The organism is Pseudoduganella flava (assembly GCF_007830495.1).
Lineage (GTDB): Bacteria > Pseudomonadota > Gammaproteobacteria > Burkholderiales > Burkholderiaceae_D > Rugamonas > Rugamonas flava.
Map to the genome: position 1 here is coordinate 116492 of NZ_VLKW01000011.1, position 26030 is coordinate 142521.

Sequence of the window (26030 nt, forward strand, 5' to 3'; positions counted from 1 at the left end):
AAAGCGCAAGGTCAAACAACGGCCGGGCGGGGTAGTTGCTGCACAACATTAACAAATGCGCTATCGTTGCAGGTTCCACGAACCCCTTTTGTCAGGTAGACCGCATGAACCTTCGCAAGCCCGTCCTGTCCGTCCTCGCTGTCAGTCTCTTCGCCATCGGCGGCGCCCAAGCCGCCGAAGCCATCGATCCCGCCACCCTCGCCACGATCCGCGATACCGCCCTGCAAAGCGACTGGGCCTACCAGCGCCTGGAAGACATGACGGACCTGATCGGCCCGCGCCTGTCCGGTTCCGCCGGCGCCGCCGCCGCGGTGGAGCAGGTGGCCGACGCGATGCGCAAGCTGGGTGCGAAGGTCACGCTGCAGCCCGTGAAGGTGCCGCACTGGGTGCGCGGCGAAGAGAAGGCGCAGCTGGTCGAGTACGCGGGCCGGCCGAAAGGCGTCACGCAGAACGTCGTGCTGACGGCGCTGGGCGGCTCGGGCGCGACGCCGGCGCAGGGCCTGACGGCTCCGGTGGTGATCGTGCGCGACTTCGACGAGCTGAAGGCGAAGGCCGCGGAAGTGAAAGGCAAGATCGTGCTGTTCGACGTGGCGTTCGACCAGGGCATGGCCGACCGTGGCCTGGCCGGCCCCGCGTATGGCCGCGGTTCCGCGTTCCGCACGCGCGGCCCGGCGATGGCCGCCGAACTGGGCGCGGTGGCCGCGCTGGTGCGCTCCGTCGGCGGTGCCGACTTCCGCCTGACGCACACGGGCCTGACGCGCCTGGAGGACGGCAAGCGCATTCCCGCCGCCGCCGTCACGGCCGAGGATGCGATGCTGATGTCCCGCCTCGCGAAGCGGGGTCCGATCACGATGAAGCTCGTGCTGACGCCGCAAACGCTGCCCGATGCGGACAGCTACAACGTCATCGCCGACATCCCCGGCACCGACAAGGCCGATGAAGTGGTGATCGTGTCCGGCCACCTCGATTCGTGGGATCTCGCCACCGGCGCGAACGACGACGCCACGGGCGTGACCGCGTCGATGGGCGTGCTGGAGACGCTGAAGAAACTGAAGCTGCAGCCGCGCCGCACGATCCGCATGGTGGCGTGGATGAGCGAGGAGGTGGGCGGTGCCGGCGGCGCCACGTACCACAAGGCCAACAAGGCCACGCTGGACAAGCAGTTCGCCGCGATCGAGACGGATGGCGGCGTGGCCGGCCGCACGTTCGGCGTGCTGGCCGGCGTGCGCCCGCAGTACGAGAAGCTGTTCGCGCCGCTGCAATCGGCGCTGGTGCCGATCGGCGCGGGTGTACTGCAACGGCGCGACGTGCTGGGCGCCGGCGACCTGCATGCGATGGAAGCCGATGGCGTGCCGACGTTCGAGCCGCTGATCGACACGAGCGCCTACTTCAACTACCACCACACGCCGGCCGATACGTTCGACAAGGTGAAGCCGGAAGACCTGAAGCGCCACGTCGCCGTGCTGTCCGCGTTGACGTGGTACCTGGCGAACATCGAGCAGCCGATCGGCCGCGCGCCGGAACAGTTCCGCTGATCGGGTTGCCCCGGTCGGCGGTCAGAAGCCGTCGATCGGGATCTTCAGGTAGCGCACGCCGTTCGCTTCCGGCTCCGGCAGCTTGCCCGCATTGATGTTCACCTGGATCGCCGGCAGGATCAGCGTCGGCATCGCCAGCGTGGCGTCGCGCTGCGTGCGCAGCGCCACGAACTGCTCTTCCGTCACGCCGTCGTGCAGGTGCACGTTGTGGGCGCGCTCGTCGGCCACCGTCGTTTCCCAGCTGGCTTCACGCCCGGCCGGCGGGTAGTCGTGGCACATGAAGAGGCGCGTCTCGGGCGGCAGTGCCAGCAGGCGCCGCACGGAGCGATACAACGTCGCCGCGCTGCCGCCGGGGAAGTCGCAGCGGGCCGTGCCCACGTCCGGCATGAACAGCGTGTCGCCGACGAAGACCGCGTCGCCGATGTGGTAAGCCATGTCCGCCGGCGTGTGGCCCGGCACGTGCAGCGCGTGCGCCGTCAGCGTGCCGATCGCGAACTCCTCGTCCGCGGCGAACAGGTGGTCGAATTCCGGCAGCGGCCGCGGCTTGCCGAACAGGTGCGAAAACGCCTTCTGCACTTCGCCGATCTGTGCGCCGATGCCGATGCGCCCGCCCAGCCGCTCGCGCAGATAGGGCGCGGCGGACAGGTGGTCCGCATGGGCGTGCGTCTCCAGCAGCCATACGGTGTTCAGGTTGTGCTCGCGCACATAGGCGATCACGCGGTCCGCCGACGCGGTGGACGTGCGGCCCGACTTCGGGTCGAAGTCGAGCACCGAGTCGATCACCGCGCAGGTCGTGCCGTCGTGGACGACGTAGGTCACGGTCGAGGTGGTCGGATCGAAGAAAGCCTGGATCTGCGGTGTCATGGCAAGCCGGTTAGTTTGGATGCCCTTCATTATAAGGAAAAAGCATAAGCTTATGCATTTTCCGCCCTTGTGTCGGTTGCCACTTGTGCAAGCGTATGTGAGAATGCCGCGACCTTCACGACCGACCCGACACCATGCATGCACTGAACCTCGTTGCCCTCGTCGCCACTGCCGCGCTGCTGGCCGCCTGCGGCAATAAAGTGGACCCGCAACTGGTCGCGGACCAGATGACGCTGTCCGACGCCACCTGCGCGCCGGCCGAAATCGACAAGATCGTGGATGCCGACGTGCGCCGCGCGTTCGTCGGCCGCTGCGAGCGCCGCAACCAGTTCCAGCAGGGCACGCCGGCCCGCTGACCTAACTGGGCTTGGACCCGCGCCCGCTCATCGCCGCCCCGACGGAGGACACGATGATCGCGCCGATGGCCAGCCACTGCACGACCGTCAGCCGTTCGCCCAGCAGGGCAAGGCCCATCAATGCGCCGATCGCCGGCTCGGCGCTCAGCAGGATGCTGAACGTATTGGCGGGCAGCCGGCGCAGCGCCACGATCTCCAGCGAATAGGGAATCGCGCTGGAGACGATCGCCACGCCGAGGCCCAGCAACAGGATGTGCGGTGCCAGGATCGCCGGGCCAGCCTGGGCAAAGCCGATCGGCGCCGCGACGATCGTGCCGATCCACATGCCGCACGCCGATGCGGCCGGGCCGTGCTGCGTGCCGGCCCGCTTGCCGGCCAGGATGTAGACGGCCCAGCAAGCCCCCGCGCACAACGCCAGCACGATGCCGCGCCAGTCCAGCGCCGCCGCCGACTGGCGCAGCGGCAGCAGCATCGCGAGGCCCGCCATCGCCAGCGCGATCCACACGAAGTCGATGCGCCGGCGCGACGTCCACACGGCCACCGCCAGCGGGCCGGTGAACTCGATCGCGATCGCGATGCCCAGCGGGATATAGGCCAGCGACGAATAAAAGCACAGGTTCATCACGCCCAGCGACACGCCGTACAGCGCCAGCGCGCGCCATTGGCCCGCCAGCCGGATGCGCCACGGCTTGAACACGGCGGACAGGATCAGCGCCGCGAACGTCAGCCGCAGCGCCGTCGCGCCGGCCGCGCCGATCACGGGGAACAGCTGCTTGGCCAGCGAGGCGCCGGCCGTCATCGAGACGAGCGACAGCAGCAGCGCCGCGTACGGAACGAGGTTGGATGCCGCCGGCGCGGGCAGGCTGGAGGTGCTGGTCATAAGGGCAAGGCTGGGAGCGAAGCGTGGAAGATACCACCGATCGGCCCGTCCCGTGGCAGGGAAATGGATCGCGTCGTGCTACCATAGCGGCGATGAAAGCGCTGTTTCGTTCCTTGCTGCTGTGGTTCCTGCTGGCCGGCATCCCGTTCCAGGGCTTTGCGTCGGCCACGATGCTGCTGTGCGCGCCCGCCGTGCCGGAGAACGCCGCGCCGATGAAGCAGGGCACGCACCACGATCACGCGGCGATGCTGGCTGCGCAGGCGCAGCCCGATGACGGCGCCGCCGCGCACCATGCCGCGGCCGGCCATGCCAAATGCGCCAGCGCCGCCGCTTGCTGCACCGGCGCGCCGCTCCTGCCGTCCCTGCCCGCCGCGCCGCCCGCGCTGGACGGCCGCTGCGCCATCGTTCCCTTCGTCCTCACGGCGCCTGCCGCCGTCGACCTGGCGGGTTTCGACCGGCCGCCCAAATCCCAGCTCGCCTGAACCATCGCTCCGGTCGCATGACCGGTTCAAGCCCGCCCACGCGGGTCGTTCACGCACGAGGTAACCATATGAAGAAGTACCCGATCGCGGCGGCGCTGAGCGTCGCTTCCGCCCATGTATTCGCGCAGCCGGGGGCGCAGCCGGCCGCCGATCCCGCCACGGCCGGGCAAGCCGTCCCCGCCACGCGCTACGTTTCGCCGCTGGCACAATATCGTCCCGCCCGGGACCTGGCGCAGCCGCCGGCTGCCACGTGGGCCGCCACCAACGCCGCCGTCGCGCGGCAGGACGGCATGGCGGGCATGTCGCATGAAGGGCATCAGGAGCATGCCGGGCACGCGCGGCAGCAGCCCGCTGCGCAGCAGGACCATGGCCACCACGGCCACGGACACGGCGCCGGCGCGCAGAAGGAGCCGCAGCGATGATGGCCTCCACCGCATTCCGGCTGGGCGGCGCGGCCGCGCTGGCGCTGGCGCTGTCCGGCTGCGCGACGTTCTCCGCCGATGGCGGCATGGCCACCGTGCGCGGCGCCACCGAGGCCAAGGCTGGTGCCCCCACCGCGCTGCTGAAGACCGATGCCGACCGCACCGCGCTGGCGGCGCAGTTGCGCACGATGCTGGCCCAGCCATTGACGCCTGACGACGCCGTGCGCATCGCGCTGCTGAACAACCGCGGCCTGCAGGCCACCTACTGGGAACTGGGCGTCGCCGAGGCGGACCTGGTGCAGGCGGGCCGCCTGCGGAATCCGGCGTTCGGTTACCAGCACAAGCGGGGCGGCGGTGAAACGTCGATCGAGCGCACGCTGACGTTCAATGTGATCAGCCTGATCACGGCACCGCTGGCCGGCCGCATCGAAGGGCGGATGTTCGAGCAGACCAAGGTGCGCGTCACGTCGCAGGCATTGCAGGTCGCCTTCGATACGCGCCGCGCGTATTACGAGGCGGTCGCGGGCGCCCAGGCCGTCGAGTATGCGCGGCAGGTCAGCGCCGCCGCTGATGCGAGCGCCGAACTGGCCGAGCGGATGCGCAAGGCGGGCAACTGGAGTGCCTACGACCAGGCCCGCGAACAAGCCTTCTATGCGGAGGCGATGGCCGACGTGGCGCGCGCCACGAAGGCCGCCACCGCGGCGCGCGAGCGCCTGACCCGCCTGCTGGGCCTGTGGGGCGAGGATGCGCAATACCGGCTGCCGGAGCGCCTGCCGGAGCTGCCTGCCGCGGCGCGCGAGCTGGCGGATATCGAACAGACGGCGCTGCGCGAGCGGATGGACGTGCAGGCTGCGCGGCTCGATACGGAGCACACGGCAGCAATGTTGGGCCTGACGCGGGCCACGCGCTTCATCAACGTGCTGGAGCTGGGCGCGGTGCGCGAACGCGATGGCGGCGCGCCAAAGCAGCGCGGCTATGAGCTGACGCTGGAAATCCCGCTGTTCGACTGGGGCAGCGCGCGCACGCGGCGTGCCGAGGCGGTGTACATGCAATCCGTGAACCGGCTTGCCGACACGGCCGCGCAGGCGCGCAGCGAGGCGCGCGAGGCGTATCTCGCCTACCGCACGTCGTACGACCTGGCGAAGCACTACCGCGACGTGGTGATCCCGCTGCGCAAGCGGCTGTCCGATGAGACGCTGCTGCGCTACAACGGCATGCTGGTCGGCACCTTCGAACTGCTCGCCGATGCGCGCGAGCAGACCACGGCCGTCGCCGCCGCCATCGCGGCGTTGAAGGAATACTGGATCGCGGACGCGGACCTGGAAGCCGCGCTGGGCGGCCGCGCGACGCAAGCGGCAGGCGCCGCGCAAGCACACGAACACGGAGCACACCAATGACCACATCCATCAATCAGCGCAGATCGTTTCTCGCCGGCGCCACCACGTTGCTGGGTGCTGGCCTGGTAAGCCGCGCCGGTGCGGCATCGCTGCCGGAAGCGCCGGTGCAATCGGCGGCCACCACGGCCGCGCCGCTGATGCCGCCGAACGGGCGGCCCTACAACCCCGTCGTCACGCTGAACGGCTGGAGCCTGCCGTGGCGGATGAAGGACGGCGTCAAGGAATTCCACCTGGTCGCCGAACCCGTCGTGCGCGAGGTGGCGCCCGGCATGCAGGCCAATCTGTGGGGCTACAACGGCCAGAGCCCCGGCCCGACGATCGAGGTGGTGGAGGGCGACCGGGTGCGCATCTTCGTCACCAACAAGCTGCCCGAGCACACGAGCGTGCACTGGCATGGGCAGATCCTGCCGAACGGGATGGATGGCGTGTCCGGCGTGACGCAGCCGTCGATCCAGCCCGGTAAGACGTTCGTCTACGAGTTCGTCGCGAAGCATGCCGGCACGTTCATGTACCACCCGCATGCGGACGAGATGGCGCAGATGGCGATGGGCATGATGGGCTTCTGGGTCACGCACCCGAAGGACATCCGTCAGCACGCCGTCGACCGCGACTTCGTGTTCCTGCTGTCGGCCTACGACATCGACCCGGGCAGCTACACGCCGAAGGTCAACACGATGCTGGACTTTAACCTGTGGACGTTCAACAGCCGCGTGTTCCCGGCGATCGACCCGATGGTGGTCCGGCAGGGCGACCGCGTGCGCATCCGCGCCGGCAACCTGACGATGACGAACCACCCGCTGCACGTGCACGGCCACACGTTCGAGGTGACGGGCACGGATGGCGGCTGGGTGCGGCCGGCGGCGCGCTGGCCGGAGGTGACGACGGACATCGCCGTCGGCCAGATGCGCGCCATCGAATTCGTGGCCGACAATCCGGGCGACTGGGCCTTCCACTGCCATAAATCGCACCACACGATGAACGCGATGGGCCACGACGTGCCGACCTTGATCGGCGTGGACCACCGCGGCGTGGCCGAGAAGATCAACAAGCTCGTGCCGGGCTATATGGTGATGGGCGAGAAGGGCGGCTCGATGGGCGGCATGGAAATGCCGCTGCCGGAAAACACGCTGCCGATGATGACGGGCACGGGCCAGTTCGGCGAGATCGAGATGGGCGGCATGTTCACGCTCGTCAAGGTGCGCCAAGGCCAGGCGCGCGGCGACTACCGCGATCCGGGCCATTACAAGCACCCGAAAGGCACGGTGGCCTACGAATGGACGGGCGAACTGCCGCCGGCACCATCCGCCCCCGGCATGACGCCACTCGCCCCCGCGCAAGGCAAGCCGGTGGACGTGCGGCGTGGCGGCGGGCACGACCACCACTAGGAAACTTTCCTGGAAAATGGGTAAAGACCCTACTGCCGTTAAGTTGGCAAGCTGCGTGCGCTGAAGACGCTTGCTTTCACCCCCAACGGCAACGGCTGGGGTCAGACCCGCCGGGGCGCAGCAGGGGTTTCGGAGAGCATCGCTCTCCGCCTGCGTAGCGGTGCTGGCCTGCAGGCCAGCACTCCTTCCTGACCCCGCGGTTTTGGGTCTCGGGTTTGCCTTAACTGAACGGCATTAGCGGCGGCCGCCGGTTCTTTTGGCCGTGCTATATTGCCGCGCATGACACGCCTGTCCGACCCTGCGCCGCTGCGCGCCTCGATACTCGACTCCTTGCTCTACCTCGCCAAATGGAGCTGCCTCGCCGTGCTGGTCGCCGCGCTGGCGGGCAGCGCGTCGGCGCTGTTCCTGTTTGCGCTCGACGCGGTCACCGGCTATCGCATCGTTCATCCATGGATCATCTGGCTGCTGCCGCTGGCCGGCTTCGCGGTCGGCTGGGTGTACCTGCGCTGGGGCAGCCGGGTCGAGGCGGGCAACAACCTGTTGATCGACGAGATCCACGATCCGCAGAACGTGGTGCCCCTGCGCATGGCGCCTCTCGTTCTGACGGGGACCGTGATTTCGCACCTGTTCGGCGCCTCCGTCGGCCGCGAAGGGACGGCCGTGCAGATGGGCGGCACGTTGGCCGACCAGCTCACGCACCTGTTCCGCCTGCAGCCGGAGGACCGGCGCATCGTGCTGATGGCCGGCATCAGCGCCGGCTTCGCGTCCGTGTTCGGCACGCCGCTGGCCGGTGCGATCTTCGGCCTGGAGGTGCTGGTGATCGGCCGCATGCGCTACGATGCGATTTTCCCGTGCATCGTCGCGGCGATCCTGGCGGACCAGGTGGGCCTGGCGTGGGGCGTCCACCATACGCATTACGCGGTGCACACCGTGCCGGCATTGACGGCGTGGACGGTCGCCGGCGTCGCCGCCGCCGGCATCGCCTTCGGCCTGGCCGGCATGCTGTTTGCCGGCGCCACGCACCGCCTGTCCGCCTGGATGAAACGGCACATCGCCTACGCGCCGCTGCGCCCGCTCATCGGCGGGTCCGTCGTCGCCTGCGCCGTGTGGGCACTGGGCACGCAGCGCTATGTCGGCCTCGGCATCCCTGTCATCGTCGAGGCGTTCGACCATCCGCTGCCGCTGTGGGATGCGCTGGGCAAGTTCGTCTTCACGGTCGGCTCGCTCGGCACCGGCTTCAAGGGCGGCGAGGTGACGCCGCTGTTCTACATCGGCGCCACCCTGGGCAACGCGCTGGCGCCGCTGCTGCACCTGCCGTTTTCGCTGCTGGCGGGCGTCGGCTTCGTCGCCGTGTTTGCGGGGGCCGCGAACACGCCGCTGGCATCGACCGTGATGGCGCTGGAATTGTTCGGCCCCGCCATCGGGCCGTACGCGGCGCTGGGCTGTGTCGTCGCCTATCTGTTTTCAGGCCATATCGGCATCTACAAGGCGCAGCGCCAGGCGCGGAAGATCCGTTACCGCGAACGTGACAATGTGTGAATTTTCGCGCCTTTGAATTTGCTATTCTCCCCGACGCGCCGGACATCGGCGCGCAACTTCAACCACCTTCGAGGGGAATAATAATGATCGTATGGCGCGGATATGGGATTCTGGTGATTGTGATGGCCGTCGTCGGCATCCTGGTAGGCGGGTATGCCGCGGAAAGCATCTGGGGCACGCCGCTGCCCACGGATCACAAGGCGGCGTCGGTCCTGATCGGCCTGTTGCTGGCTGCGGCGATGGTGTTCGGCCTGCATATGGCGCTGGAGCGCAACGCGTCCGGACGCACCTACATCGACAAGGCCACCGGCCAGGAAGTCGAAGTGAAACCGAAGCACGACCTGTTCTTCATCCCCGTGAAATTCTGGCCGTACCTGCTGGCGGCCATCGGCCTGTTCGCGTTCTTCAAGCAGTAAGCGTCAGCGCCGCGTGACCACGGCAGCGCGTGTTCCGGCAGCAGCCATGGCAGCGCGCCGCTGGCCAGGTGGGGCCGGGCCGGCGGCGCGAACAGGCAGGCCGCGCGCGCCCGGCCAGCGCCAGGTCCAGCGCAAACAGCCGGGCGCATACCCGGCAGGTACCGCGGATCACCCGCGCGGATCGGTCAGCGGCGCCAGCCCGTCGTCCGCGCCGAGGCGGGCCAGCAGCCGGCGCGCGTCGAACGGCGCATGCACCTTGATGTCGTTGTCGAAGTAGCAGAAGATGTCGCGGCTGGCCCGCTTCGGCGGCGCGCTGTCGACGATCAGCTTCGCGTCGTCCGGCTGGCCGCCGGCGCTCCATGCGCGGATCTTGCGCTCCCAGTCGTCCAGCGCGTCGTCCGTGTAGCCGCTCGCGTACAGCTCCTTCTCGCCATGCAGCCGCAGGTACATGAAGTCGGCCGTCACGTCTTCGTAATCGGGCCATTTGCCGGCCGTGTCGGCAACGACGAGGGCCACCTTGTACTTGCGCAGCAGCTTCACGAACGCCGGGTCGTTGAAGCTTTCGTGGCGGATCTCCATTGCGTGCCGCATCTTGCGCTTGGCGTCGATCTCCAGCCAGGCGCGGCCCTTCATCCGCTCGTCGTGGCGCACCGCCATCGCCAGCGCGGCTTCGGTATCGTGCGGCAGCAGGCTCAGAAAGCCTTCGACCAGGTCGGCGTCGAAGCGGAAGCTGGGCGGGAACTGCCACAGGAAGGGCCCCAGCTTTTCGCGCAGCGCCAGCACGCCGGAGGCCAGCACGTTGCACAGCGGCTGTTCGGGCTCGCGCAGGCGCCGGATGTGCGTCAGGAAGCGGTTGCCCTTGTGCGAGAAGACGAAGCCGGGCGGTGTCGCGTCATACCATTCCTGGTAGCTCTTGGGCCGCTGCAGCGAATAGAACGAGCCGTTGATCTCGATCGTCGGCAGCGCGCGCGACGCGAATTCGAGCTCGCGCGCCTGGGTCAGGTCGTCCGGATAGAAGACTTTGCGCCACGGCTCGTAGCGCCAGCCGGAAATGCCGATACGGTAGTGTGCCATGGCCCGAGTATAGGCGGGCGCTGCGGTGGGCGGCGCATGAATGGCCGCGCCAGGGCAGTGGAGGATGCCTCAGTGGCGGGTGAACAGCTCGCGCACGTCGCCCATCGTGCCGCTTTGCTGGGCATGCTGGTGCCAGGCCCGCAGCAGTTGTTCCACGCCCTGCGGCGGCAGCGCGGAGCTGAAGTACCAGCCCTGCACGCAGTAGGCATGCTGGTGGCGCAGCCAGTCCAGGTCCGCCTGGCGCTCCAGGCCTTCGCACAGCAGTTCCGCATCCGACACCTCGGCCACGCCCTGGATCAGCCGGAACAGGCTCGCGGTGACGGCGCTGTCGGCCACGCCATGCACGAAGCGGCGGTCCACCTTCAGCCGGTCGAACGGCAGGGTGCCGATCGCATCCAGGTTCGAATAGCCGATGCCGAAGTCGTCGATCGCGATGCGCAGGCCCAGGTCGCGCAGCGCGGAAATGCGCTCGTGCAGCGCCTCGGGCGCTTCCAGCAGCTGGCTTTCGGTGACCTCGACTTCCAGCAGCGCGCCAGGCAGGCGCCATTCCTCCAGCAGGTCAGCGATCGCTTCCGGCAAGCCGGGGTGCAAGAGCGACGCGCGCGAGAAGTTCAGCGACACGGGCACCTGGGGCAGGCCGGCGTCGGCCCAGTGGCGCATGTCGCGGCACACCTCGCGCATCACAAGCAAGTCCAGCTCGTAGCTGCGGCCGGAACTCTCGGCCAGCGGCACGAACGTCGACGGCAGCACGGTGCCGCGCAGCGGATGCACCCAGCGCACCAGCGCCTCGAGCCCGATCAGCTTCTGCTTGGCGAAGTTCACCTGCGGTTGATAGTGCATCGTCAGCGTGCCGGCGCCGGGGCTGCCCTGCAGCACTGCCAGCAGGTCGTGCAGGATGCCGGAACGTTCGCGCAGCTCGCTGCCGTATTCGCGGACGACGGAAAAGCCATCGAGGTCGCCGATGCTCGATGCGGCCGTTTCCGCCATGTCCAGCAGCGCGGCCGCCGCGAACTGCGTCGGCAGCGGCTGGCGCACGTAGCCGATGCGCGCGCGCAGTGCCTGCATGCGGCTGCCGGGCAGCGTGATGGGGACGTCGATCATGCGGGTCAGCGCGGCCAGTTCGTCGCCTTCGGCAGGGCCCAGCAGCGCAAACGCGAAACGGTCGCCGCCCATGTGGGCGACGGGATTGTCCGTACCGGCCCAGCCGGTGATCCGCGCCGCCACTTCGGCCAGCGCGGCGTCGCCGGTGCGGCGCCCGAACACCTCGTTGATCTGGTGGAAGCCGGACATGTCGATATAGCCGACCGTCAGTTCTTTCGCGCCGTCGGCGCACTTGGCCTGCTGCAGATGCTGCACGAACGCGTTGCGGTTGTACATGCCGGTCACCGCGTCGCAATAGCGCAGCTCGAGCGTATCGACGACGAGGCGCCCCAGGCCCTGCAGCATCGTGCGCTGCGCCGCGTTGAGCCGGCCCGGCAGCAGCCACATGACCCACAACGTGCCGAGCAGGTACCCGCGGCTGCCGTGCAGCGTGACGCCGGCATAGTGCCGGTAGTGCGGCGCCGTGCGCACGACGGGCTTCTTCGCCGACCAGTCTTCCGTGAACGCGTCCTGCACCTCGAAGAAATCGGCCTCGGACGCGACGGCGTCGCTGCAGAACGTGTCGTTGCGGTCGAGCTCCGTCAGCGTGAAGCCGACGGTGACGGGCAGCCAGATGTGCGATTGGTACACGAGGCTGATGCCGCCCATGTCGGAGCCCATCGTCTGCACGGCCAGCTCGACGATGAAGCGCAGCTGCGGATCGGGCTTGTCCTGCGCCAGCACGTACCGCGACAATTCCTGCACGCGGCGCTGTTCCGATTCCGTGTCCCGGCTTTCATCCGTCCGGCCGCTGTCGAGGCTCATGGTGTGACTCTCCGTCATCCGATGAAAGTAGCTTACGAAGCTTTTGATGGGGGCGCAAGCCTGTGTGGCGTGGCAACTGCCGTGTCCGCCACGCAGCCGTGCCCGCGCGGCTGGGCCGCAACGCTGCGAGCTCTGCCATAGTGGCGAGGTGCCGCGCCGGAAAACCCACTATGATGGCGAGCCGCCGCGTGGCGGGTATCGACAGGAGGACACATGCAGCACGACAGCGAGACCGGCCGGGGCATGGGCAAATCGCGCCTGGAAGCATTCAGCGATGGCGTCATCGCCATCATCATCACGATCATGGTGCTGGAACTGAAAGTACCACACGAGGCCACGATCGACGCGCTGCTGCCGCTGTGGCCGCTGTTCTTCAGCTATGTGCTGAGCTTCGTCTACGTGGGCATCTACTGGAACAACCACCACCACCTGCTGCAGCTGGCCACCCGCGTCGACGGCCGCGCGTTGTGGGCCAACCTGCATCTGCTGTTCTGGCTGTCGCTGCTGCCGTTCGCGACGAACTGGCTGGGCGAGCACAGCCTGGCCGCGATGCCGATGGCGACGTATGGCGCGGTGCTGCTGATGTGCGCCATCGCGTACGAAATACTGGTGCGCTCGCTGGTCGCCTTGCACGGCCCGCAGTCGGGGCTGGCGCGGGCGATCGGCCGCGACGTGAAGGGTTGGGTGTCGATCGTGCTGTACGCGGCCGGCGTGCCTCTGTCGTTCTGGCTGCCGTGGCTGGGCGCCGCGTTCTACGTGGGACTGGCGCTGTTGTGGATACGGCCCGATCCGCGCGTGGAACGGCACGTGGCCAGCACCGGCGGGTAATCCATGGCGCAGCAGGCAAGCTGTTGTCCGGCTGGCCATGACGCAGTGCCAACTGTGTGGGCCGCAGCCTACATTCGCGCGCCGGCAACGCAGGTGGCGGCAGCGTGCGCTGGACAGGCTTGTGAATGAAGCTACTGTTGACTACGGGCATTCTTCACCGTTTTCACCAGCGAGTCCTTCATGCGTCACCTGTCCATCAAACAAGCGTTCATCGCCACCTTCCTTCTTACCCTGCTGCTTGCGGCGCTGACGTTATGGGCGCTGCTGCGCGTCTCCGATAAACAGGCCGCCGCCACGGCGGCCAGCCAGGCGCGCTATCACTCCTACCTGCTGGCCGACGAACTGCGGCAAAGCTCGGACGACCTGACCCGCCTGGCCCGCACCTATGTGGTGTCGGGCGACGCCGCGTACGAGCGGCAGTACCTGGACATCCTCGCGATCCGCAACGGCGAGAAGCCCCGGCCCGCGCACTACGAGCGGATCTACTGGGACTTCGTGGCCGGCGGCATCGCCGTGCCGGCACCGGCCGGCCAGCCTGTTTCGCTGCAGCAGCTGATGAAGGAAGCGGGGTTCACCGAGCCGGAGTTCGCGAAGCTGAGGCAAGCGCAGGCCAACTCGGACGGACTCGTGAAAACGGAAGTGATCGCGATGAACGCCGTCAAGGGGCTGTTCGACGACGGCAAGGGCGGCTTCACCCGCAAGGACGCGCCGGACATGGAGATGGCGCGCCGCATCATGCACGACGCCACCTACCACCAGAACAAGGCGCGCATCATGCAGCCGCTGAACGAGTTCCTGGCGATGCTCGACACGCGCACGTCGGCGGCGGTGGCCCAGGCCGAACAGGAGACGCGCACGGCGTTCGTCGTCGCCGTGGTGCTGCTCGCGTTGTCCGTCGGCGCCACCGTACTGTGCCTGCTGCTGGTGTACCGCTACATCGTGAGCAACCTGACCCGCGCGATCGTCGCCGCGGACCGCATCGCCCAGGGCGACCTGACCGGCGAGATCGCGGTCGCGCACGACGACGAAGTGGGCAGCCTGATGCGCGCCATCGCCACCATCAACGGCAACCTGGCCGGCATGATCGGCAAGATCCACGCCAGTACCGGCGAGATGGCCGTGGCGACGGGCGAGATCGCCCGCGGCAATGCCGACCTGTCCGCACGCACGGAGTCGCAGGCCGGTTCGCTGCAGCAGACGGCAAGTTCGATGGAAACGCTGACGCACACGGTGCAGCGCAACGCCAGCGACGCGGGCGAGGCGAACCGGCTGGCCGCCAGCGCGTCGTCGATCGCCGTGCGCGGCGGCGAGGTGGTGTCGAAGGTCGTCAGCACGATGGGCGCGATCCGCGAAAGCTCGACCCACATCGGCAATATCACCAGTGTGATCGACGGCATCGCATTCCAGACCAATATCCTCGCGCTGAACGCCGCCGTGGAAGCGGCCCGCGCCGGCGAGCAAGGGCGCGGCTTTGCCGTGGTGGCCTCCGAGGTGCGCAACCTCGCGCAGCGCAGCGCCGCGGCGGCGCGCGAGATCAAGGAACTGATCGGCGACTCGGCGGGCCGCGTGGAGCAGGGCACGCTGATGGTCGACGAAGCCGGCCGGACGATGGAGCAGGTGGTGCAGGCCGTGCGTCAGCTGGAAGGCATCATGGCCGGCATCACCAATGCCAGCGCCGAGCAAAGCACCGGCATCGCGGAGGTGAACCGTGCCGTGACGATGATGGATGGGATCACGCAGCAGAACGCCGCGCTGGTCGAGGAGGCCGCCGCGGCGGCCGAGAGCCTGCGCGAACAGGCTGCCGGCCTGGCGCAGGCGGTGGGCAGCTTCCGCCTGCGCGGCGACGCGGGAGGGATGCCGCGCCGGGCGCTTGCCGCCTGAGCGGACCCGCGCCCGGCGCAAGGGTACTGAGGGCGGGTCAGGCTGCGACGGGCTTCGGCCAGGGCGCCAGCAGCAGCATCGCGATGGCGCCGATCGGCAGCAGCAGGCACCAGAAGCCGGCCGTCACATAGGCGCCGCCGCCGGCGATGCAGCCGACCGCGAATGCCAGCACCGGCCACACGAAGCGCACGAATTTTTCGCGCGCGGCCGGCGTGCCGTGGCCGCTGGCGAGGTCCGTCATGTCGATCAGCAGTTCGGTGACGTTGCCCGTCATGACGGTCGTCGGCGCGATGCGCGAGAACTGCAGCTTGCCGGCCGCGTTCTGCACACCCATCGCCGCGGCGCCCAGCATGCCGGCCACCAGTACCAGCGGTGCCTCGGGGCTGACGATCGGGGCAGCCAGCAGCGCCACCACCATGAAGCTCGTCAGCAGCGCCAGCTGCAGCGCCAGCATCGGCCGCACCGGCGGCGTGCCGCGCCGCTCGCAGGCATTGCCGAGCAGGCGCGTGCCGACGACGCCCGCCGCGAAGGCGGGGAACGCGAGGCACTTCAGCAGCAGCGTGGCGTGGGCCGTGCTGGCCAGCGCGGCGCCGATCAGCACGAAGTTCCCCGTCACGTGGGCCGTGAACAGCCCGTACAGCGCGACGAACCCCGCCGTGTCGACGTAGCCGGCCAGGCTGCCGAGGCAGATGCCGAGAAAGAGGTCGCTGGGCGGAACCTTCATCAGGACTTCAGGAAGGCCAGCAGGTCCGCGTTCAGGCGGTCCTTGTGCGTCGTCGGCAGGCCGTGCGGCGCGCCTTCGTACACCATCAGGCGGCCCTGCGGCAGGATCTCGGCGGCACGGCGCGCGGTGGCGGCGATCGGCACGATCTGGTCGTCGTCGCCGTGGATCACGAGCGTCGGGATGGTCATCTTCTTCAGGTCTTCCGTGAAGTCCGTTTCCGAGAACTGCTTGATGCACGCGTAAGCGCTGCGGATGCTGCACTGCATGCCCTGCAGCCAGAAGGTTTCGCGCACGCCCGCCGATTCCTTGGCGCCGTCGCGGTTGTAGCCGTAGAACGGGATCGTCAGGTCCTTGAAGAACTGGGCGCGGTCGTTCTTCACGCCGGCGCGGATGCCGTCGAAGACTTCCATCGGCACGCCGTTCGGATTGTCCGGGCCGACCAGCATGCGCGGCGTGACGGCACCGACCAGCACGGCGCGCTTGACGCGGTCCGTGCCGTGGCGGCCGATGTAGCGGGCGACTTCGCCGCCGCCCGTCGAGTGGCCGACCAGCGTGATGCCGTGCAGGTCGAGCGCTTCGATGACGGCCGCCAGGTCGTCGGCATAGTGGTCCATGTCGTTGCCATGCCACGGCTTGCTGGACAGGCCATGGCCGCGGCGGTCGTGCGCCACCACGCGGTAGCCGTGATCGGCCAGGAACATCATCTGGTCTTCCCACGCATCGCCCTGCAGGGGCCAGCCGTGGCTGAACACGACGGCCGGGCCGTCGCCCCAGTCGGTGTAGCGGATGATGGTGCCGTCGCGGGTGGTCACAGTGTTGATGGTGCGTTGTACGGTCATGGCGTTCCTCTCTGAACGTTGGTTGCGATGACTGGCATTGTCGGCAATGCACGCCGCGCCCACCACTGCACTAAGGGAGAGGCAGGGGCGCCACGGCAGGGGGTTCTGCAGGCGCCCGCTGGGCCCCACACTGCGGGCCATTGGCCGAGGTTGCGGCCGCAACCCTGGAGTCCCGATGCCATCGTCCATCCTGTCTCGTTCGCTGATTGGCCTTGCCCTGTGCGGCGCCCTGGCCGCCGCCACCGTCGCGCAGGTGCATGCCGCCGCGCCGTTCGCCGCCGCGCAGGCGCCCGGCTGGTACCGCATCGCCGTCGGCCGCTATGAAGTCACCGCGCTGCTCGACGGTACCCATCCATTCCCCGCCCACGACGTGCTGACGCGCGGTCCGGCGAGTCTCGACACGACCGATCCGGGCCTGACGGACCGGCTGCTGGCCGCGTCGTATCTGAAGGCGCCGGTGGAAGGCTCGATCAATGCGTTCCTCGTCAATACGGGCAAGAAGCTGATCTTGATCGACAGCGGCGCCGGCGCCCTGTACGGCGCCGACGGCGGCCACCTGCTGGGCAACTTACGCGCGGCTGGTTACACGCCCGAGCAGGTGGACGAAGTACTGCTGACCCACCTGCACGCCGACCACGTGGGCGGCGTCGCGCTGGGCACCGCCGCCGCGTTCCCGAACGCACTGGTGCGCGTGAACCGGCGCGATGCCGTCTATTGGCTGAGCAGTACAGAACGGGCACAGGCCCCGGCCTTTCTGCGCGGGATGTTCGACGGCGCGCAGGCGTCACTGAAGCCATATCTGGACACTGGGCGTTTCAAGCCTTTCGATAGGGAAGGGCAGCTGGAAGAAGGCATCGCCGCGGCGCCGTCGCCCGGGCATACGCCGGGGCACACCACCTACCTCGTCGAAAGCGACGGCGAGCGGCTGCGCGTGTGGGGCGACACGGTGCACGTGGCGGCCGTGCAGTTTGCCGATCCCGGCGTGACCGTCAAATACGACAGCGATGCAGGGGAGGCGGCGGAGCATCGGCGCGCATTGTTTGCCGACATGGCGCAGCGTGGCGATTGCGTGGCGGCGGCGCACGTCGCGTTTCCCGGGCTGGGGCATGTGCGCCAGGGACCGGATGGGTATCGCTGGGTGCCGGTGAATTATGTGAGCAGGGAAGGGGCCCCGCACGTTTGCGGCCGCGGCTGATATCGGGGCGAGCCGCCCCGTCAGGTTGACTTCTCAGGCATGCGGCGTGGGGAGTCCGTCAAGCGGCGCTGCCGCTGCGGAGGCCCGGTTCGGTATCACGCGCGCCGTCATCGCCTGGATCCGGCAGCACAGCAGCGCAACGGTCACGGGAATGAAGGCGTCGAATTGCCGGGCCTCGTTCAGCTGGCCAACCACGAAGGTCATCAGCAGCAGGCAAGGCAGGATGATCGTCACCCTGCGCAGCATGGCCGATGCCTGGGACCAGCCGGTCAGCGCGATCGCGTACCAGATCAGCAGCGGCCCCAGGCTGGCCACGACCCTTGCCGGAGTGTGCAGCAGCATCGCCACGTTCTTCGCCAGCTTGCCGCCTTCCCAGGCCGCGTGCGTGGGAAGGAAGTAAAACAACGACCAGCGGACGAGCACATACAGCACCAACTGCGCCGCCAGCAATGCGGCCAGCTTCGGCAGCGGCATCCGCCGCCGCAATCCGAAGAGGCTGGCGACGACGAGGAACAGCGTGATCTCGTGGTTGTACGTGCCGACCGCGAACACGGCGAGATAGAGGGCGAACCTGGCGTGGAACAGCAGATACAACGCCGCGGCATAGACGGCGATGATGCCGACGTCGTAGAACGTGTAATAGCTGACGGTCGGCGCCCATATGGCCAGCGCGAGGAATTGCGCCGTGAACGCCAGGTCGCGCCGGATGAACAGTGTGGCGAACAGGCGCACGGCGATCAGTGCCAGCGCGAGGGCGACCACTTGGGTGGCGAGATAGGCGGTCAGGATGGTGGTGCCCGGCGCCGCCCACAGGAGCACGTGTGCGAGCCAGAGGAACAGCACGCGATGCTGGAAAGGCGGCGCACCGGTCCAGCCGAGCATTTGGTCGAGGCGGTACCAGTCGCCTTCGTAGCCATACAGGCTGAGGAACGCGTAGCCGATTGCCAGGTAGAGCGCTCCCAGCGCCCAGTCGAGCACGGTAACCGTTGCGGCGGGTTGCCTCAGACGGCCAAGCTGCACGAGCAAGGTGCAACAACCGGCCAATATCACCATGCCCCACGCGGCCACAAACCGGTCGGTTTTTTGCAAATAGAATTCGAGCGGGTGAGCGCCGCCAAATACGCCCCGCAGTGCCGGCGCCAATTCGCCCGCATACAGCGCACCGATGAGCTGGTGGCCAAACGCCATGTAAGCGCCGAGCATCGCGCAGAAAAGCAGCGCCGTCAGTAATGTTGCTTTGGACAGCCGCGAGATGGGAGTCGTATGCATGAAAGCTCCTTGGGGTGGTTCGTGGAGGCCTTGCTGGGTGTGTATCCGGCGCCGTTGAGTGCGGCTGTTTCTATCGATGCGATCGGAGAGGGTGCAGAGTTCGCTGGAGAGGCCCTTGACGTGCACGGAAGGCATCGTCGGGTGACGCAAGGCGCTACCAAGCACCATCAGCCACTATCGTGCACCATGGCTTTTACGATATTGCAGGGTTTGAAGAAGACGTTAGCACAGCAGTATCAAATGAAATTGATTGCGGTCACGCTCACAAGAAGTAGGCCCGGGAGACGGTGCCGTTGGCCGTGATCGGCGTGGCGGGCAGGGCGGTCAGACGCGCAACGCCAATCAGCCAATTGGCGCCGTTGCCGTCGCTGAAGGTGGATGTGCGTTACAGGTGCGGTGAGGGCCACGTGATGCCGCGCGCGGCCAGGAAGTCGTCCGTATTCTGCAGCGTCAAGTTGCCGTTGAAGACGTATCCCAGTGTGGCGGCTGCCATTTGTGATAGCATTATGTAAAGTTTTTCGCTCACTCATGGAGGATTTGATGGCTAAGCGTCTTCCTGCTCGACCATTTTTGCTGCTGATGCTTGTTCTGGGCACAGCCCAAGGTGAAACCCGGGCCGAGGGCGTCGGGCCAATTTCGGTAGACGCAAAAACCATTTCGGTAGGCGGCAATGGCTATCATCGTTCGTTTCCCTGCAACGGACGCAAGCTCATCGTTGAAGGCAGCGATCACGTCATCACCACTTCCGGGGTCTGCTCCGATGTTGAAATCACAGGGGCGAAAAATCAGGTCGATGTCGCGATTGCTCCACAAGGCACCCTTGACGTGGCGGGAACGCTGCATGTCGTGAGATGGAAATCGTCTGGCGAACCAAAACAGGAGATCAGCGGGATCGATAACAAGGTTACCCGCGTCCGATAAGCCGGGGAAAGCGCTGCAGCTTTCGCAACACGGCGCGGCAATGGCCTGTTCAGGGGAACGAAGGATCAAGCACGATTGGCAGCGGCGGCGGATTCCGCGCACGCCATGAGCCGACTTGCACACGGCACGCTGTCCTACAGCCCACTGCTGAGCCGGATGCCAGAATGATGTTGTCATCAACGCCACGGGCTCGCACGTTGGACGTGCACGAGACCAGGGAGACCATCATGCAACTGAAACTGATCGTTATCGCCGCCGCGCTCACGCTGGCGGGCACCGCTTCGGCGCAGAGCCACTCGGTGACGAATATGGGCAACCCGCCGCAGACGCAGGCCGACACGAAGGCCGGTACCGAGGCCACGCCCGGCCGTACCGCGACCGCGCATCGCAACACGAACAAGCAGAAGGACAGCAACGCGGGTCACAAGCCTTCGAAGGACAAGTCGGCGCAGCACAAGCCGTCGAAGGACAAACTGGAAACCAGCGGCAGCTCGGAGACGGGTGAACGGGTCAGCGCAGGCTCCAGCGCGACGGCGACGACCGGCATGGGCGCCGGCAACGGCGACCGCGGTGCCGAGGGTGCGATGGAAATCAAGCCATCCGAGGATTACGTGAATCCGTCCGAACGGCACGCGCTCGATCACGCGCCGAAGAGCGGCAAGAAGTAAGGCCGGCCGCCGCGCCGGCTGCGAGATCGGGCGGCCGGAGCGTGTGATACGATCGAGCACGTCGTTCACACCGCACGCCATGCCACCGATCACAAAACCCATCGATACGCCGTCGGCTCATCCGCGCCCGGCCGTCACCGGCGCCGCCGGCGCTTACCGCGTCGACGGCGCGGCGGTGCCGCCGGCCAGCGCGGCGCGGCCCGACGTGCAGATCTCCGCCATCGGCGCGCGGCTCGGCAAGGCCGAGGGCGCGCAGGCCGGGACGCTGTCCGGCGACCAAGTGCGCGCCAACATCGACACGATCAATTACCCGCTGACGCCGGAAAACAAGGCGCGCATGGCGCAACAGGTGCCGCAACCTGCCGATGCCGCGGCACTGGCCTCGGCCGCCGCGGCCAATGCCTACGTCGACAACCTGGGCGGCCCCAATCCGTTCGCCGGCTTGTCCCGCGAACAGCTGTGGACCGTCGCCAACGACGACAGCGGCACGTTCACGACCAACGAGCGCTATGCCGCCTACCGCCAAGCCTACGACGAGGAACAGGCGTGGCGTACGAAGGCGGTCGCGGACGCGATGCGCGAGTATCACGAGACGGGCAAGCTGACGGATTTCTTCAAGTCGGCGCTGGCGCACTTCGACACGTTGCCGGCCGCCGAGCAGGCGCTGTATCCAAGCGATTACGCGGCGGACCTGGGCGGGAAGATCGCGCTTGATTTCAACTACTACACGCATCGGCCGCACGGCGAGCCGGGCGCCGCGGCGGGTTCGATCGCCGCGCTGCACGGCAACGACGACGGCGTCAAGGGGATGCTGGGATTGCCGGACGTCTTCTGACGGCGGGTGGCACCGTATCGCGCGTAGGCGGGGGAATTGGCGGAAGGCAGAAAGAGTCGAACTTACAGAGGAACGGCTGACGCCCCTCACCGGGTTTGAAGCCCGGCCCCATCACCGGATGAGAATGCCTTCCAGAGTAGATGAACCGTCATCCAGCGGCAGGAACATAAGCGGGCCAACTCGCGTTGGGGCGGACCAGGTGGCTGTTGCGGACGCGCCGAGTATAGCCGACGCGGTCGAAAAACTCCAGGATCTGGATGGCGCGCTTGCGGCCCAGGCCTGTCGCATCGCGGAACGACGCCGCTTGCGTATCGGGCAGCTTGGCGACGATGCCGGCCATCTCGGCCAGCGGGCCCGGATGATAGAACAGGTCCGGCACCACCTGCGACAACTGGCCCGCGCGCGCCAGCTTGCGCAACAGGCGGCGCACTTCTTCCTCCTGCACGCGGTGCTCCCTGGCCAGGTCGCGCACCCACGGCGGATCGAAGCGGCCTTGTTCCAGCGCGGCCAGCAGCGGGGCGGCCAGCGCCTGTTCCTCGGCCGTCAGCTCGACGCTATGGCCCGGCAGGTGCAGGCTGTGGCCGCGCTGCGCGAGCGTGCCGTTGGCGAGCATGCGCGCGACGAGCGCCGACCACAGGCCATCCTCGGCATCCGGCTGCGCCATCCGCTTCAGGCGCCACAGCTCGGGGCCGGCGTCGTCCGGGTGCTTTGCATGGAAGCCGGTGAGCGCATCCAGCACCGATTGCTCCAGCGCGGCCAGTGCGCCCTCCATGATCCACAGTTCCTCGCCACCGGCCAGCGGCAGGCGCAGGCAGCCCGGGGGCAGGGGCACCGCATCGGGCGGCAATTGCGTCAGGCGCACCAGCGTGGCAGCGCGCACGCCCAGCGGGCTTTGCGCCAGCAATGCCGACACGTCGCCGCCGTCGACGTACGCCTGCAGCGCGGCCAGCCATGCCAGGCGCGCCGGGCTGCGGCGCTTGCGCGCGGCGCCGAACGGATCGAGCACAGTGCCGCCGCCAATCGTCTGCGTCGCCTGCGCATTGCGCACGACGAAGCGGTCGCCCGGCACCGCGTGCACGGGCGCGTCGAACACGAGCTGCACGCGGCCGGGCTGGCCGGGATGCAGCGTATCGCCATCGAGCGGGACCACGTGCGCCGTGTGGTGCGCGGCGCCCAGGTGCACGTGCACGGGCGACCATGCCTTCAACGTGCCGGTGGCCAGCGACAGCATCGCATCGACCCGTTCGGAACAGGCGGCAAGGGCGGGCGCGACGACCCACGTGCCCCGTTCGATGTCTTCCTTGGCCACGCCGGCCAGGTTCAACGCGAGGCGCTGGCCGCCAACGCCTTCGCCGGCGCTGCGGTTCTGCGCATGGATGCCGCGCACGCGGGCCTGCTGGCCGCCGGGAGCCAGCACCAGCGTGTCGCCGATGGCCACGCGGCCGGCCAACGCCGTGCCGGTGACGACCGTGCCCTGGCCGGCCAGCGTGAACACGCGGTCGACGCCGAGGCGGAACAGCCGTCGGTCGGCACGCGCGGGCAGCGCCGCCGCCACGTCGGACAGGTGGGCCAGCAGAGACGCGACGCCGGGATCGCCCGGGTTGGTGGCCGCCGTGCGGAATACGGCAGCGCCGGCCAGCGGTGTCGTCGCCAGCAATGCGGCGATGTCCTCTTCGACCTGGGCGATGCGGGCGGCGTCGGCGCGGTCGATTTTGGTCAGCGCCACGGCGCCGCGCCGCACGCCCAGCAGCTGCAGGATCGCCAGGTGCTCGACGGTCTGCGGCATGATGCCGTCGTCTGCCGCGATCACCAGCAGCGCGTAGTCGATGCCGGTGACGCCGGACGCCATCGTGCGGATGAATTTCTCGTGGCCGGGCACGTCGATCACGCCCAGCACGTCGCCGCTCGCCAGCGGCGTGTAGGCGTAGCCCAGTTCGATCGAGATGCCGCGCGCCTTTTCCTCTTTCAGGCGGTCGGTGTCGACGCCCGTCAGCGCGCGCGTCAGCGTGGTCTTGCCATGGTCGATGTGGCCGGCGGTACCGACGATCATGCGGACGTGCTCTCCAGGTGGGCCAGCTGCGCAGCGAATTCGTCGGCATGCGCATCCTCGAGGCAGCGCAGGTCGAGCCAGAACGTGTCGTCGGCGATGCGGCCGATGACTGGCACCGGCAGCTGGCGCAGGCGCCGTTCCAGCACGCCCAGCGGATTGCCACGCGTGCGCGCATCGGCGCGGACCGCGAGACCGTAGCTGGGCAACTGGTCGACGGGCAGGGCGCCGCTGCCGATCTGGCTCGACATCGGCTCGGCGCTCACCGTGTAGCTGTCGCCCAGTGCCCGCTGCAGCAGCGGTTGCAGGCGTTCAGCCAGCGCGCGCATCGCCCAAGCGGGGCGCGTCAGCAGGCGCAAGGTCGTCAGGCGCTCGGTCAGCAGGTCCGGCGCGTGGTACAACGCGAGCACGGGTTCCAGCGCCGCCAACGTCAGCTTGCCGACGCGCAGAGCGCGCTTCAGCGGGTTTTTCTTGATCGCGGCGATCAGGTCCTTGCGGCCGGCGATGATGCCGCACTGCGGGCCGCCCAGCAGCTTGTCGCCGGAGAACGTTACGAGGTCTGCCCCGCCTTCGATCGTTTCGCGCACGGTCGTCTCGTGCGGCAGGCCGTACTGCTCCAGGTTCACCAGGGTACCGCTGCCCAGGTCCACGGCGACGGGAATGCCGCGCTCACGCGCCAGCGGCACCAGTTCCGGCAACGTGACTTCCTTCGTGAAGCCCGTGATCGCGTAATTGCTGCAGTGGACCTTCATCAGCAGCGCCGTATTGTCGGCGATGCCTTCGGCGTAGTCCTTCAGGTGCGTGCGGTTGGTGGCGCCCACTTCGCGCAGCGTGGCGCCGGCGCGCGTCATCACGTCGGGAATGCGGAACGCGCCGCCGATTTCCACCAGCTCGCCGCGCGACACGATCACTTCCCGGCCGCTGGCCAGGGTGTTCAGCATCAGCAGCACGGCGGCCGCGTTGTTGTTGACGACCGTGACGGCTTCGGCGCCCGTCAGTTTCAACAGGTGCTCCTCGACGAGCGTATCGCGGTCGCCGCGCTTGCCCGTCTCCAGGTCCCATTCCAGGTTCATCGGCCAGCGTAGCGCGTCGGCCACGGCCTGCACGGCGACGTCGGGCAGCAGCGCGCGGCCCAGGTTCGTGTGCAGTACGGTACCGGTCAGGTTGAACAGGCGGCGCATCGTCGAGCGGTTGGCGGCCTTGAGGCTTGCGGTGAGGGCGGCCAGTACGGCTTCGTCGGAAGTATCGGCGGCCTCGCCGGCCAGCAACGCCGTGCGCAGGGACGCCAGCACGTCGCGCAGCGCGTTGACGGTCTGCTCGCGCCCGTATTCGGCCAGCAGCGGCGCGCACGCGGGCGCCGCCAGCAGCACGTGCACGGCCGGCAGGCGGAGGTTCGACGCCGGCTGCGTCATGCCGGGCTGCCGAGGCGCAGCAGCGGGTTGCCGCTGGCGCGCGCGTAACCGAGTTCGGATACCAGCACGTCAAGCACGAGGCTCGCCAGATCGTCGGCCAGCGGGTCGACGTTGTAGTCGTGCTCCTGGTTGAAGATCTTGCGGTACGTGTGGCACTCGTCGCACGTTTCGGCGCGTGCCACGCGGGTCGGGTCGTTGGCCTTGTTGAGCGTCTTGCCTTCCTTCGCCGCGGCGACGTTTTCCGCCACCGGATCGGCATCGGCCGGGGTCAGGCCCTGGTACGCGATCTTCGCGTTCGACTCGCAGCACGAACACTTCACGCGCACCATATGCCATTCGCTGGCGCAGACGGCGCAGTGCAGGTAGCGGTAGCCCTGCGACTGGCCGCCGATGCGGATCACGCTGGCGACGGGGTGCGAGCCGCACACGGGGCACAGCGTGCCGGTCATCAGCGGCTGGGCCCAGCGCTCGTCCAGCTGCGCGGCCATCACGCTCCACGTCACCTGCAGCGCGGCGGCAACGAACGGCGCGTGCAGCGGGTCGATGCCTTCGGCGAAGTCGCCCAGCACGGCGTCGGCGGCGCCTTCCAGTTGCGCATCCGTCAATGCGCGCAGCGCAACCAGCGCGTTCGTCAACTGCGGCTGATCGGCGGCCTGCGCGTCGAGCTTGTCGAGGATGGCCGCGAACACGGCGCGCCACTCGGCCGGGCGCTTGCCCGTGGCCGGCAGCACGGGCATGTTGTGCTCGTGGGCGACCTTCATCTCGTCATCCGGCGGCAAAGGAATCCCAGCCGGCAGCAGCGTCTTGACGACATCGGCCTGCGCCTGCACCAGCTCGGCCATCAGCTTCACATAGCTGGCCAGCGCTTCGTCGACGGGGATGCCCTTGATGTTGTTGGCCGCCAGCTGGCGCAAGCGCTCGGCGCGGGCGGTGTACAGGGAGCCCGGCTGCGGCAGCAGCAGGCGGGGGATGGCGGTGTGATCGAGCGCCTCGATCTCGCCGGGTTCTAGCAGACGCTGTACCAAGATAACTCCAATTCCGGGTCTGTGAAGCATGCGCGTCGCTCAGCAGGAAGCAACCCGAATGCAAACCCTGGGGTCAGACCCGCCGGGTCTGACCCCGGCTTCACGCCGTTGGGTTCAAGACTGCCAGCGGC

The 26030-nt window shown here is 68.2% G+C and carries 24 protein-coding genes and 1 tRNA gene; 14 read left to right on the forward strand and 11 right to left on the reverse strand.

The annotated features are described in order from the left end of the window. Positions 1-104 precede the first annotated feature (104 nt). Complete coding sequence (locus tag IP92_RS23900; RefSeq protein WP_145879985.1) at positions 105-1535, forward strand: M20/M25/M40 family metallo-hydrolase; 1431 nt, start codon at positions 105-107, stop codon at positions 1533-1535. A 21-nt stretch (positions 1536-1556) separates the two neighbouring features. On the opposite strand, the gene IP92_RS23905 is transcribed toward IP92_RS23900, so the two are convergent. Next, positions 1557-2399, reverse strand: a complete 843-nt coding sequence (locus IP92_RS23905; protein WP_145879986.1) for an MBL fold metallo-hydrolase — start codon at positions 2397-2399, stop codon at positions 1557-1559. Between the two features lie 134 nt (positions 2400-2533). On the opposite strand from IP92_RS23905, the gene trbK reads away from it, so the two are divergent. Further along, positions 2534-2755, forward strand: coding sequence for an entry exclusion lipoprotein TrbK (gene trbK, locus IP92_RS23910; protein ID WP_145879988.1), 222 nt, complete (start codon positions 2534-2536; stop codon positions 2753-2755). A gap of 1 nt (position 2756) precedes the next feature. On the opposite strand, the gene IP92_RS23915 is transcribed toward trbK, so the two are convergent. Continuing rightward, positions 2757-3635 (reverse strand): EamA family transporter, encoded by an 879-nt coding sequence (locus IP92_RS23915; protein WP_145879990.1) that lies wholly within the window; start codon positions 3633-3635, stop codon positions 2757-2759. A gap of 92 nt (positions 3636-3727) precedes the next feature. Here IP92_RS23915 and IP92_RS23920 point away from each other — a divergent pair, with 92 nt between their 5' ends. The 6 genes from IP92_RS23920 to IP92_RS23945 all read left to right on the forward strand — a co-directional run bounded on the left by IP92_RS23920 (position 3728) and on the right by IP92_RS23945 (position 9276). Beyond that, positions 3728-4117, forward strand: a complete 390-nt coding sequence (locus IP92_RS23920; protein ID WP_145879992.1) for a hypothetical protein — start codon at positions 3728-3730, stop codon at positions 4115-4117. A 68-nt stretch (positions 4118-4185) separates the two neighbouring features. Continuing rightward, entirely contained in the window at positions 4186-4539 is a 354-nt protein-coding gene (locus IP92_RS23925) for a hypothetical protein (protein ID WP_145879994.1), read from the forward strand. Next, positions 4536-5936 (forward strand): TolC family protein, encoded by a 1401-nt coding sequence (locus tag IP92_RS23930; protein ID WP_229418944.1) that lies wholly within the window; start codon positions 4536-4538, stop codon positions 5934-5936. The genes IP92_RS23925 and IP92_RS23930 overlap by 4 nt, the downstream gene beginning before the upstream one ends. A gap of 8 nt (positions 5937-5944) precedes the next feature. Continuing rightward, on the forward strand, positions 5945-7321 hold the full coding sequence (locus IP92_RS23935; RefSeq protein WP_371860974.1) for a multicopper oxidase family protein: 1377 nt from the start codon (positions 5945-5947) through the stop codon (positions 7319-7321). Positions 7322-7600: 279 nt separating this feature from the next. Continuing rightward, positions 7601-8860 (forward strand): voltage-gated chloride channel family protein, encoded by a 1260-nt coding sequence (locus IP92_RS23940; RefSeq protein WP_145879998.1) that lies wholly within the window; start codon positions 7601-7603, stop codon positions 8858-8860. Positions 8861-8982: 122 nt separating this feature from the next. Then, positions 8983-9276 (forward strand): hypothetical protein, encoded by a 294-nt coding sequence (locus IP92_RS23945; RefSeq protein WP_145880000.1) that lies wholly within the window; start codon positions 8983-8985, stop codon positions 9274-9276. Positions 9277-9444: 168 nt separating this feature from the next. Here the strand turns inward: IP92_RS23945 and IP92_RS23950 are convergent, their stop codons facing one another. After that, a complete protein-coding gene (locus IP92_RS23950) occupies positions 9445-10350 on the reverse strand; it encodes a DUF72 domain-containing protein (protein WP_145880002.1) in 906 nt (301 codons plus the stop codon). 69 nt (positions 10351-10419) lie between these two features. Further along, entirely contained in the window at positions 10420-12255 is a 1836-nt protein-coding gene (locus IP92_RS23955) for a putative bifunctional diguanylate cyclase/phosphodiesterase (protein ID WP_158206860.1), read from the reverse strand. Between the two features lie 243 nt (positions 12256-12498). On the opposite strand from IP92_RS23955, the gene IP92_RS23960 reads away from it, so the two are divergent. Further along, entirely contained in the window at positions 12499-13083 is a 585-nt protein-coding gene (locus IP92_RS23960) for a TMEM175 family protein (RefSeq protein ID WP_145880238.1), read from the forward strand. A 180-nt stretch (positions 13084-13263) separates the two neighbouring features. Then, a complete protein-coding gene (locus tag IP92_RS23965) occupies positions 13264-14964 on the forward strand; it encodes a methyl-accepting chemotaxis protein (protein WP_145880006.1) in 1701 nt (566 codons plus the stop codon). Between the two features lie 37 nt (positions 14965-15001). Here IP92_RS23965 and IP92_RS23970 read toward each other — a convergent pair whose 3' ends face one another. Both IP92_RS23970 and IP92_RS23975 read right to left on the reverse strand, forming a co-directional pair. Then, complete coding sequence (locus IP92_RS23970; protein ID WP_145880008.1) at positions 15002-15688, reverse strand: YoaK family protein; 687 nt, start codon at positions 15686-15688, stop codon at positions 15002-15004. Next, the gene (locus IP92_RS23975) at positions 15688-16509 is read right to left on the reverse strand and encodes an alpha/beta fold hydrolase (RefSeq protein WP_307724873.1); all 822 of its coding nucleotides are present in this window, start codon (positions 16507-16509) and stop codon (positions 15688-15690) included. Before IP92_RS23975 ends, IP92_RS23970 begins: the two co-directional genes overlap by 1 nt. 193 nt (positions 16510-16702) lie before the next feature. Here IP92_RS23975 and IP92_RS23980 point away from each other — a divergent pair, with 193 nt between their 5' ends. After that, entirely contained in the window at positions 16703-17722 is a 1020-nt protein-coding gene (locus IP92_RS23980; protein WP_145880012.1) for an MBL fold metallo-hydrolase, read from the forward strand. A gap of 33 nt (positions 17723-17755) precedes the next feature. On the opposite strand, the gene IP92_RS23985 is transcribed toward IP92_RS23980, so the two are convergent. Beyond that, on the reverse strand, positions 17756-18991 hold the full coding sequence (locus tag IP92_RS23985) for a hypothetical protein (RefSeq protein ID WP_145880014.1): 1236 nt from the start codon (positions 18989-18991) through the stop codon (positions 17756-17758). 540 nt (positions 18992-19531) lie between these two features. On the opposite strand from IP92_RS23985, the gene IP92_RS23990 reads away from it, so the two are divergent. The 3 genes from IP92_RS23990 (at position 19532) to IP92_RS24000 (ending at position 21415) form a co-directional block, all read left to right on the forward strand. Continuing rightward, positions 19532-19912, forward strand: a complete 381-nt coding sequence (locus IP92_RS23990) for a DUF3060 domain-containing protein (protein WP_158206861.1) — start codon at positions 19532-19534, stop codon at positions 19910-19912. Between the two features lie 227 nt (positions 19913-20139). Beyond that, positions 20140-20580 carry a hypothetical protein gene (locus IP92_RS23995; protein WP_145880018.1) on the forward strand — a complete coding sequence of 147 codons (441 nt, stop codon included), beginning with the start codon at positions 20140-20142 and terminating at the stop codon, positions 20578-20580. A gap of 79 nt (positions 20581-20659) precedes the next feature. Continuing rightward, the gene (locus IP92_RS24000; RefSeq protein ID WP_145880019.1) at positions 20660-21415 is read left to right on the forward strand and encodes a hypothetical protein; all 756 of its coding nucleotides are present in this window, start codon (positions 20660-20662) and stop codon (positions 21413-21415) included. Positions 21416-21452: 37 nt separating this feature from the next. On the opposite strand, the gene IP92_RS24005 is transcribed toward IP92_RS24000, so the two are convergent. The 4 genes from IP92_RS24005 to fdhE all read right to left on the reverse strand — a co-directional run bounded on the left by IP92_RS24005 (position 21453) and on the right by fdhE (position 25899). Then, positions 21453-21548: transfer RNA gene (locus IP92_RS24005), tRNA-Sec, on the reverse strand. 15 nt (positions 21549-21563) lie between these two features. Continuing rightward, positions 21564-23465 carry a selenocysteine-specific translation elongation factor gene (selB, locus tag IP92_RS24010; RefSeq protein WP_145880021.1) on the reverse strand — a complete coding sequence of 634 codons (1902 nt, stop codon included), beginning with the start codon at positions 23463-23465 and terminating at the stop codon, positions 21564-21566. Continuing rightward, positions 23462-24874 carry an L-seryl-tRNA(Sec) selenium transferase gene (gene selA / locus IP92_RS24015; protein ID WP_145880023.1) on the reverse strand — a complete coding sequence of 471 codons (1413 nt, stop codon included), beginning with the start codon at positions 24872-24874 and terminating at the stop codon, positions 23462-23464. The genes selB and selA overlap by 4 nt, the downstream gene beginning before the upstream one ends. Next, positions 24871-25899, reverse strand: coding sequence for a formate dehydrogenase accessory protein FdhE (fdhE, locus tag IP92_RS24020; protein WP_145880025.1), 1029 nt, complete (start codon positions 25897-25899; stop codon positions 24871-24873). The genes selA and fdhE overlap by 4 nt, the downstream gene beginning before the upstream one ends. Positions 25900-26030 lie beyond the last annotated feature (131 nt).

Bases quoted from the DNA above. Each gene is read 5' to 3' on its own strand.
- selA (WP_145880023.1), bottom strand. From the start codon at position 24,874: ATGACGCAGCCGGCGTCGAACCTCCGCCTGCCGGCCGTGCACGTGCTG.
- IP92_RS23940 (WP_145879998.1), top strand. From the start codon at position 7,601: ATGACACGCCTGTCCGACCCTGCGCCGCTGCGCGCCTCGATACTCGAC.
- selB (WP_145880021.1), bottom strand. From the start codon at position 23,465: ATGATCGTCGGTACCGCCGGCCACATCGACCATGGCAAGACCACGCTG.
- IP92_RS23920 (WP_145879992.1), top strand. From the start codon at position 3,728: ATGAAAGCGCTGTTTCGTTCCTTGCTGCTGTGGTTCCTGCTGGCCGGC.
- IP92_RS23980 (WP_145880012.1), top strand. From the start codon at position 16,703: ATGCCATCGTCCATCCTGTCTCGTTCGCTGATTGGCCTTGCCCTGTGC.
- IP92_RS23930 (WP_229418944.1), top strand. From the start codon at position 4,536: ATGATGGCCTCCACCGCATTCCGGCTGGGCGGCGCGGCCGCGCTGGCG.
- IP92_RS23960 (WP_145880238.1), top strand. From the start codon at position 12,499: ATGGGCAAATCGCGCCTGGAAGCATTCAGCGATGGCGTCATCGCCATC.
- IP92_RS23965 (WP_145880006.1), top strand. From the start codon at position 13,264: ATGCGTCACCTGTCCATCAAACAAGCGTTCATCGCCACCTTCCTTCTT.
- IP92_RS23970 (WP_145880008.1), bottom strand. From the start codon at position 15,688: ATGAAGGTTCCGCCCAGCGACCTCTTTCTCGGCATCTGCCTCGGCAGC.
- IP92_RS24000 (WP_145880019.1), top strand. From the start codon at position 20,660: ATGCCACCGATCACAAAACCCATCGATACGCCGTCGGCTCATCCGCGC.
- IP92_RS23915 (WP_145879990.1), bottom strand. From the start codon at position 3,635: ATGACCAGCACCTCCAGCCTGCCCGCGCCGGCGGCATCCAACCTCGTT.
- trbK (WP_145879988.1), top strand. From the start codon at position 2,534: ATGCATGCACTGAACCTCGTTGCCCTCGTCGCCACTGCCGCGCTGCTG.
- IP92_RS23925 (WP_145879994.1), top strand. From the start codon at position 4,186: ATGAAGAAGTACCCGATCGCGGCGGCGCTGAGCGTCGCTTCCGCCCAT.
- IP92_RS23945 (WP_145880000.1), top strand. From the start codon at position 8,983: ATGGCCGTCGTCGGCATCCTGGTAGGCGGGTATGCCGCGGAAAGCATC.
- IP92_RS23955 (WP_158206860.1), bottom strand. From the start codon at position 12,255: ATGAGCCTCGACAGCGGCCGGACGGATGAAAGCCGGGACACGGAATCG.
- IP92_RS23905 (WP_145879986.1), bottom strand. From the start codon at position 2,399: ATGACACCGCAGATCCAGGCTTTCTTCGATCCGACCACCTCGACCGTG.
- IP92_RS23950 (WP_145880002.1), bottom strand. From the start codon at position 10,350: ATGGCACACTACCGTATCGGCATTTCCGGCTGGCGCTACGAGCCGTGG.
- IP92_RS23990 (WP_158206861.1), top strand. From the start codon at position 19,532: ATGGCTAAGCGTCTTCCTGCTCGACCATTTTTGCTGCTGATGCTTGTT.
- IP92_RS23900 (WP_145879985.1), top strand. From the start codon at position 105: ATGAACCTTCGCAAGCCCGTCCTGTCCGTCCTCGCTGTCAGTCTCTTC.
- IP92_RS23985 (WP_145880014.1), bottom strand. From the start codon at position 18,991: ATGCATACGACTCCCATCTCGCGGCTGTCCAAAGCAACATTACTGACG.
- IP92_RS23995 (WP_145880018.1), top strand. From the start codon at position 20,140: ATGCAACTGAAACTGATCGTTATCGCCGCCGCGCTCACGCTGGCGGGC.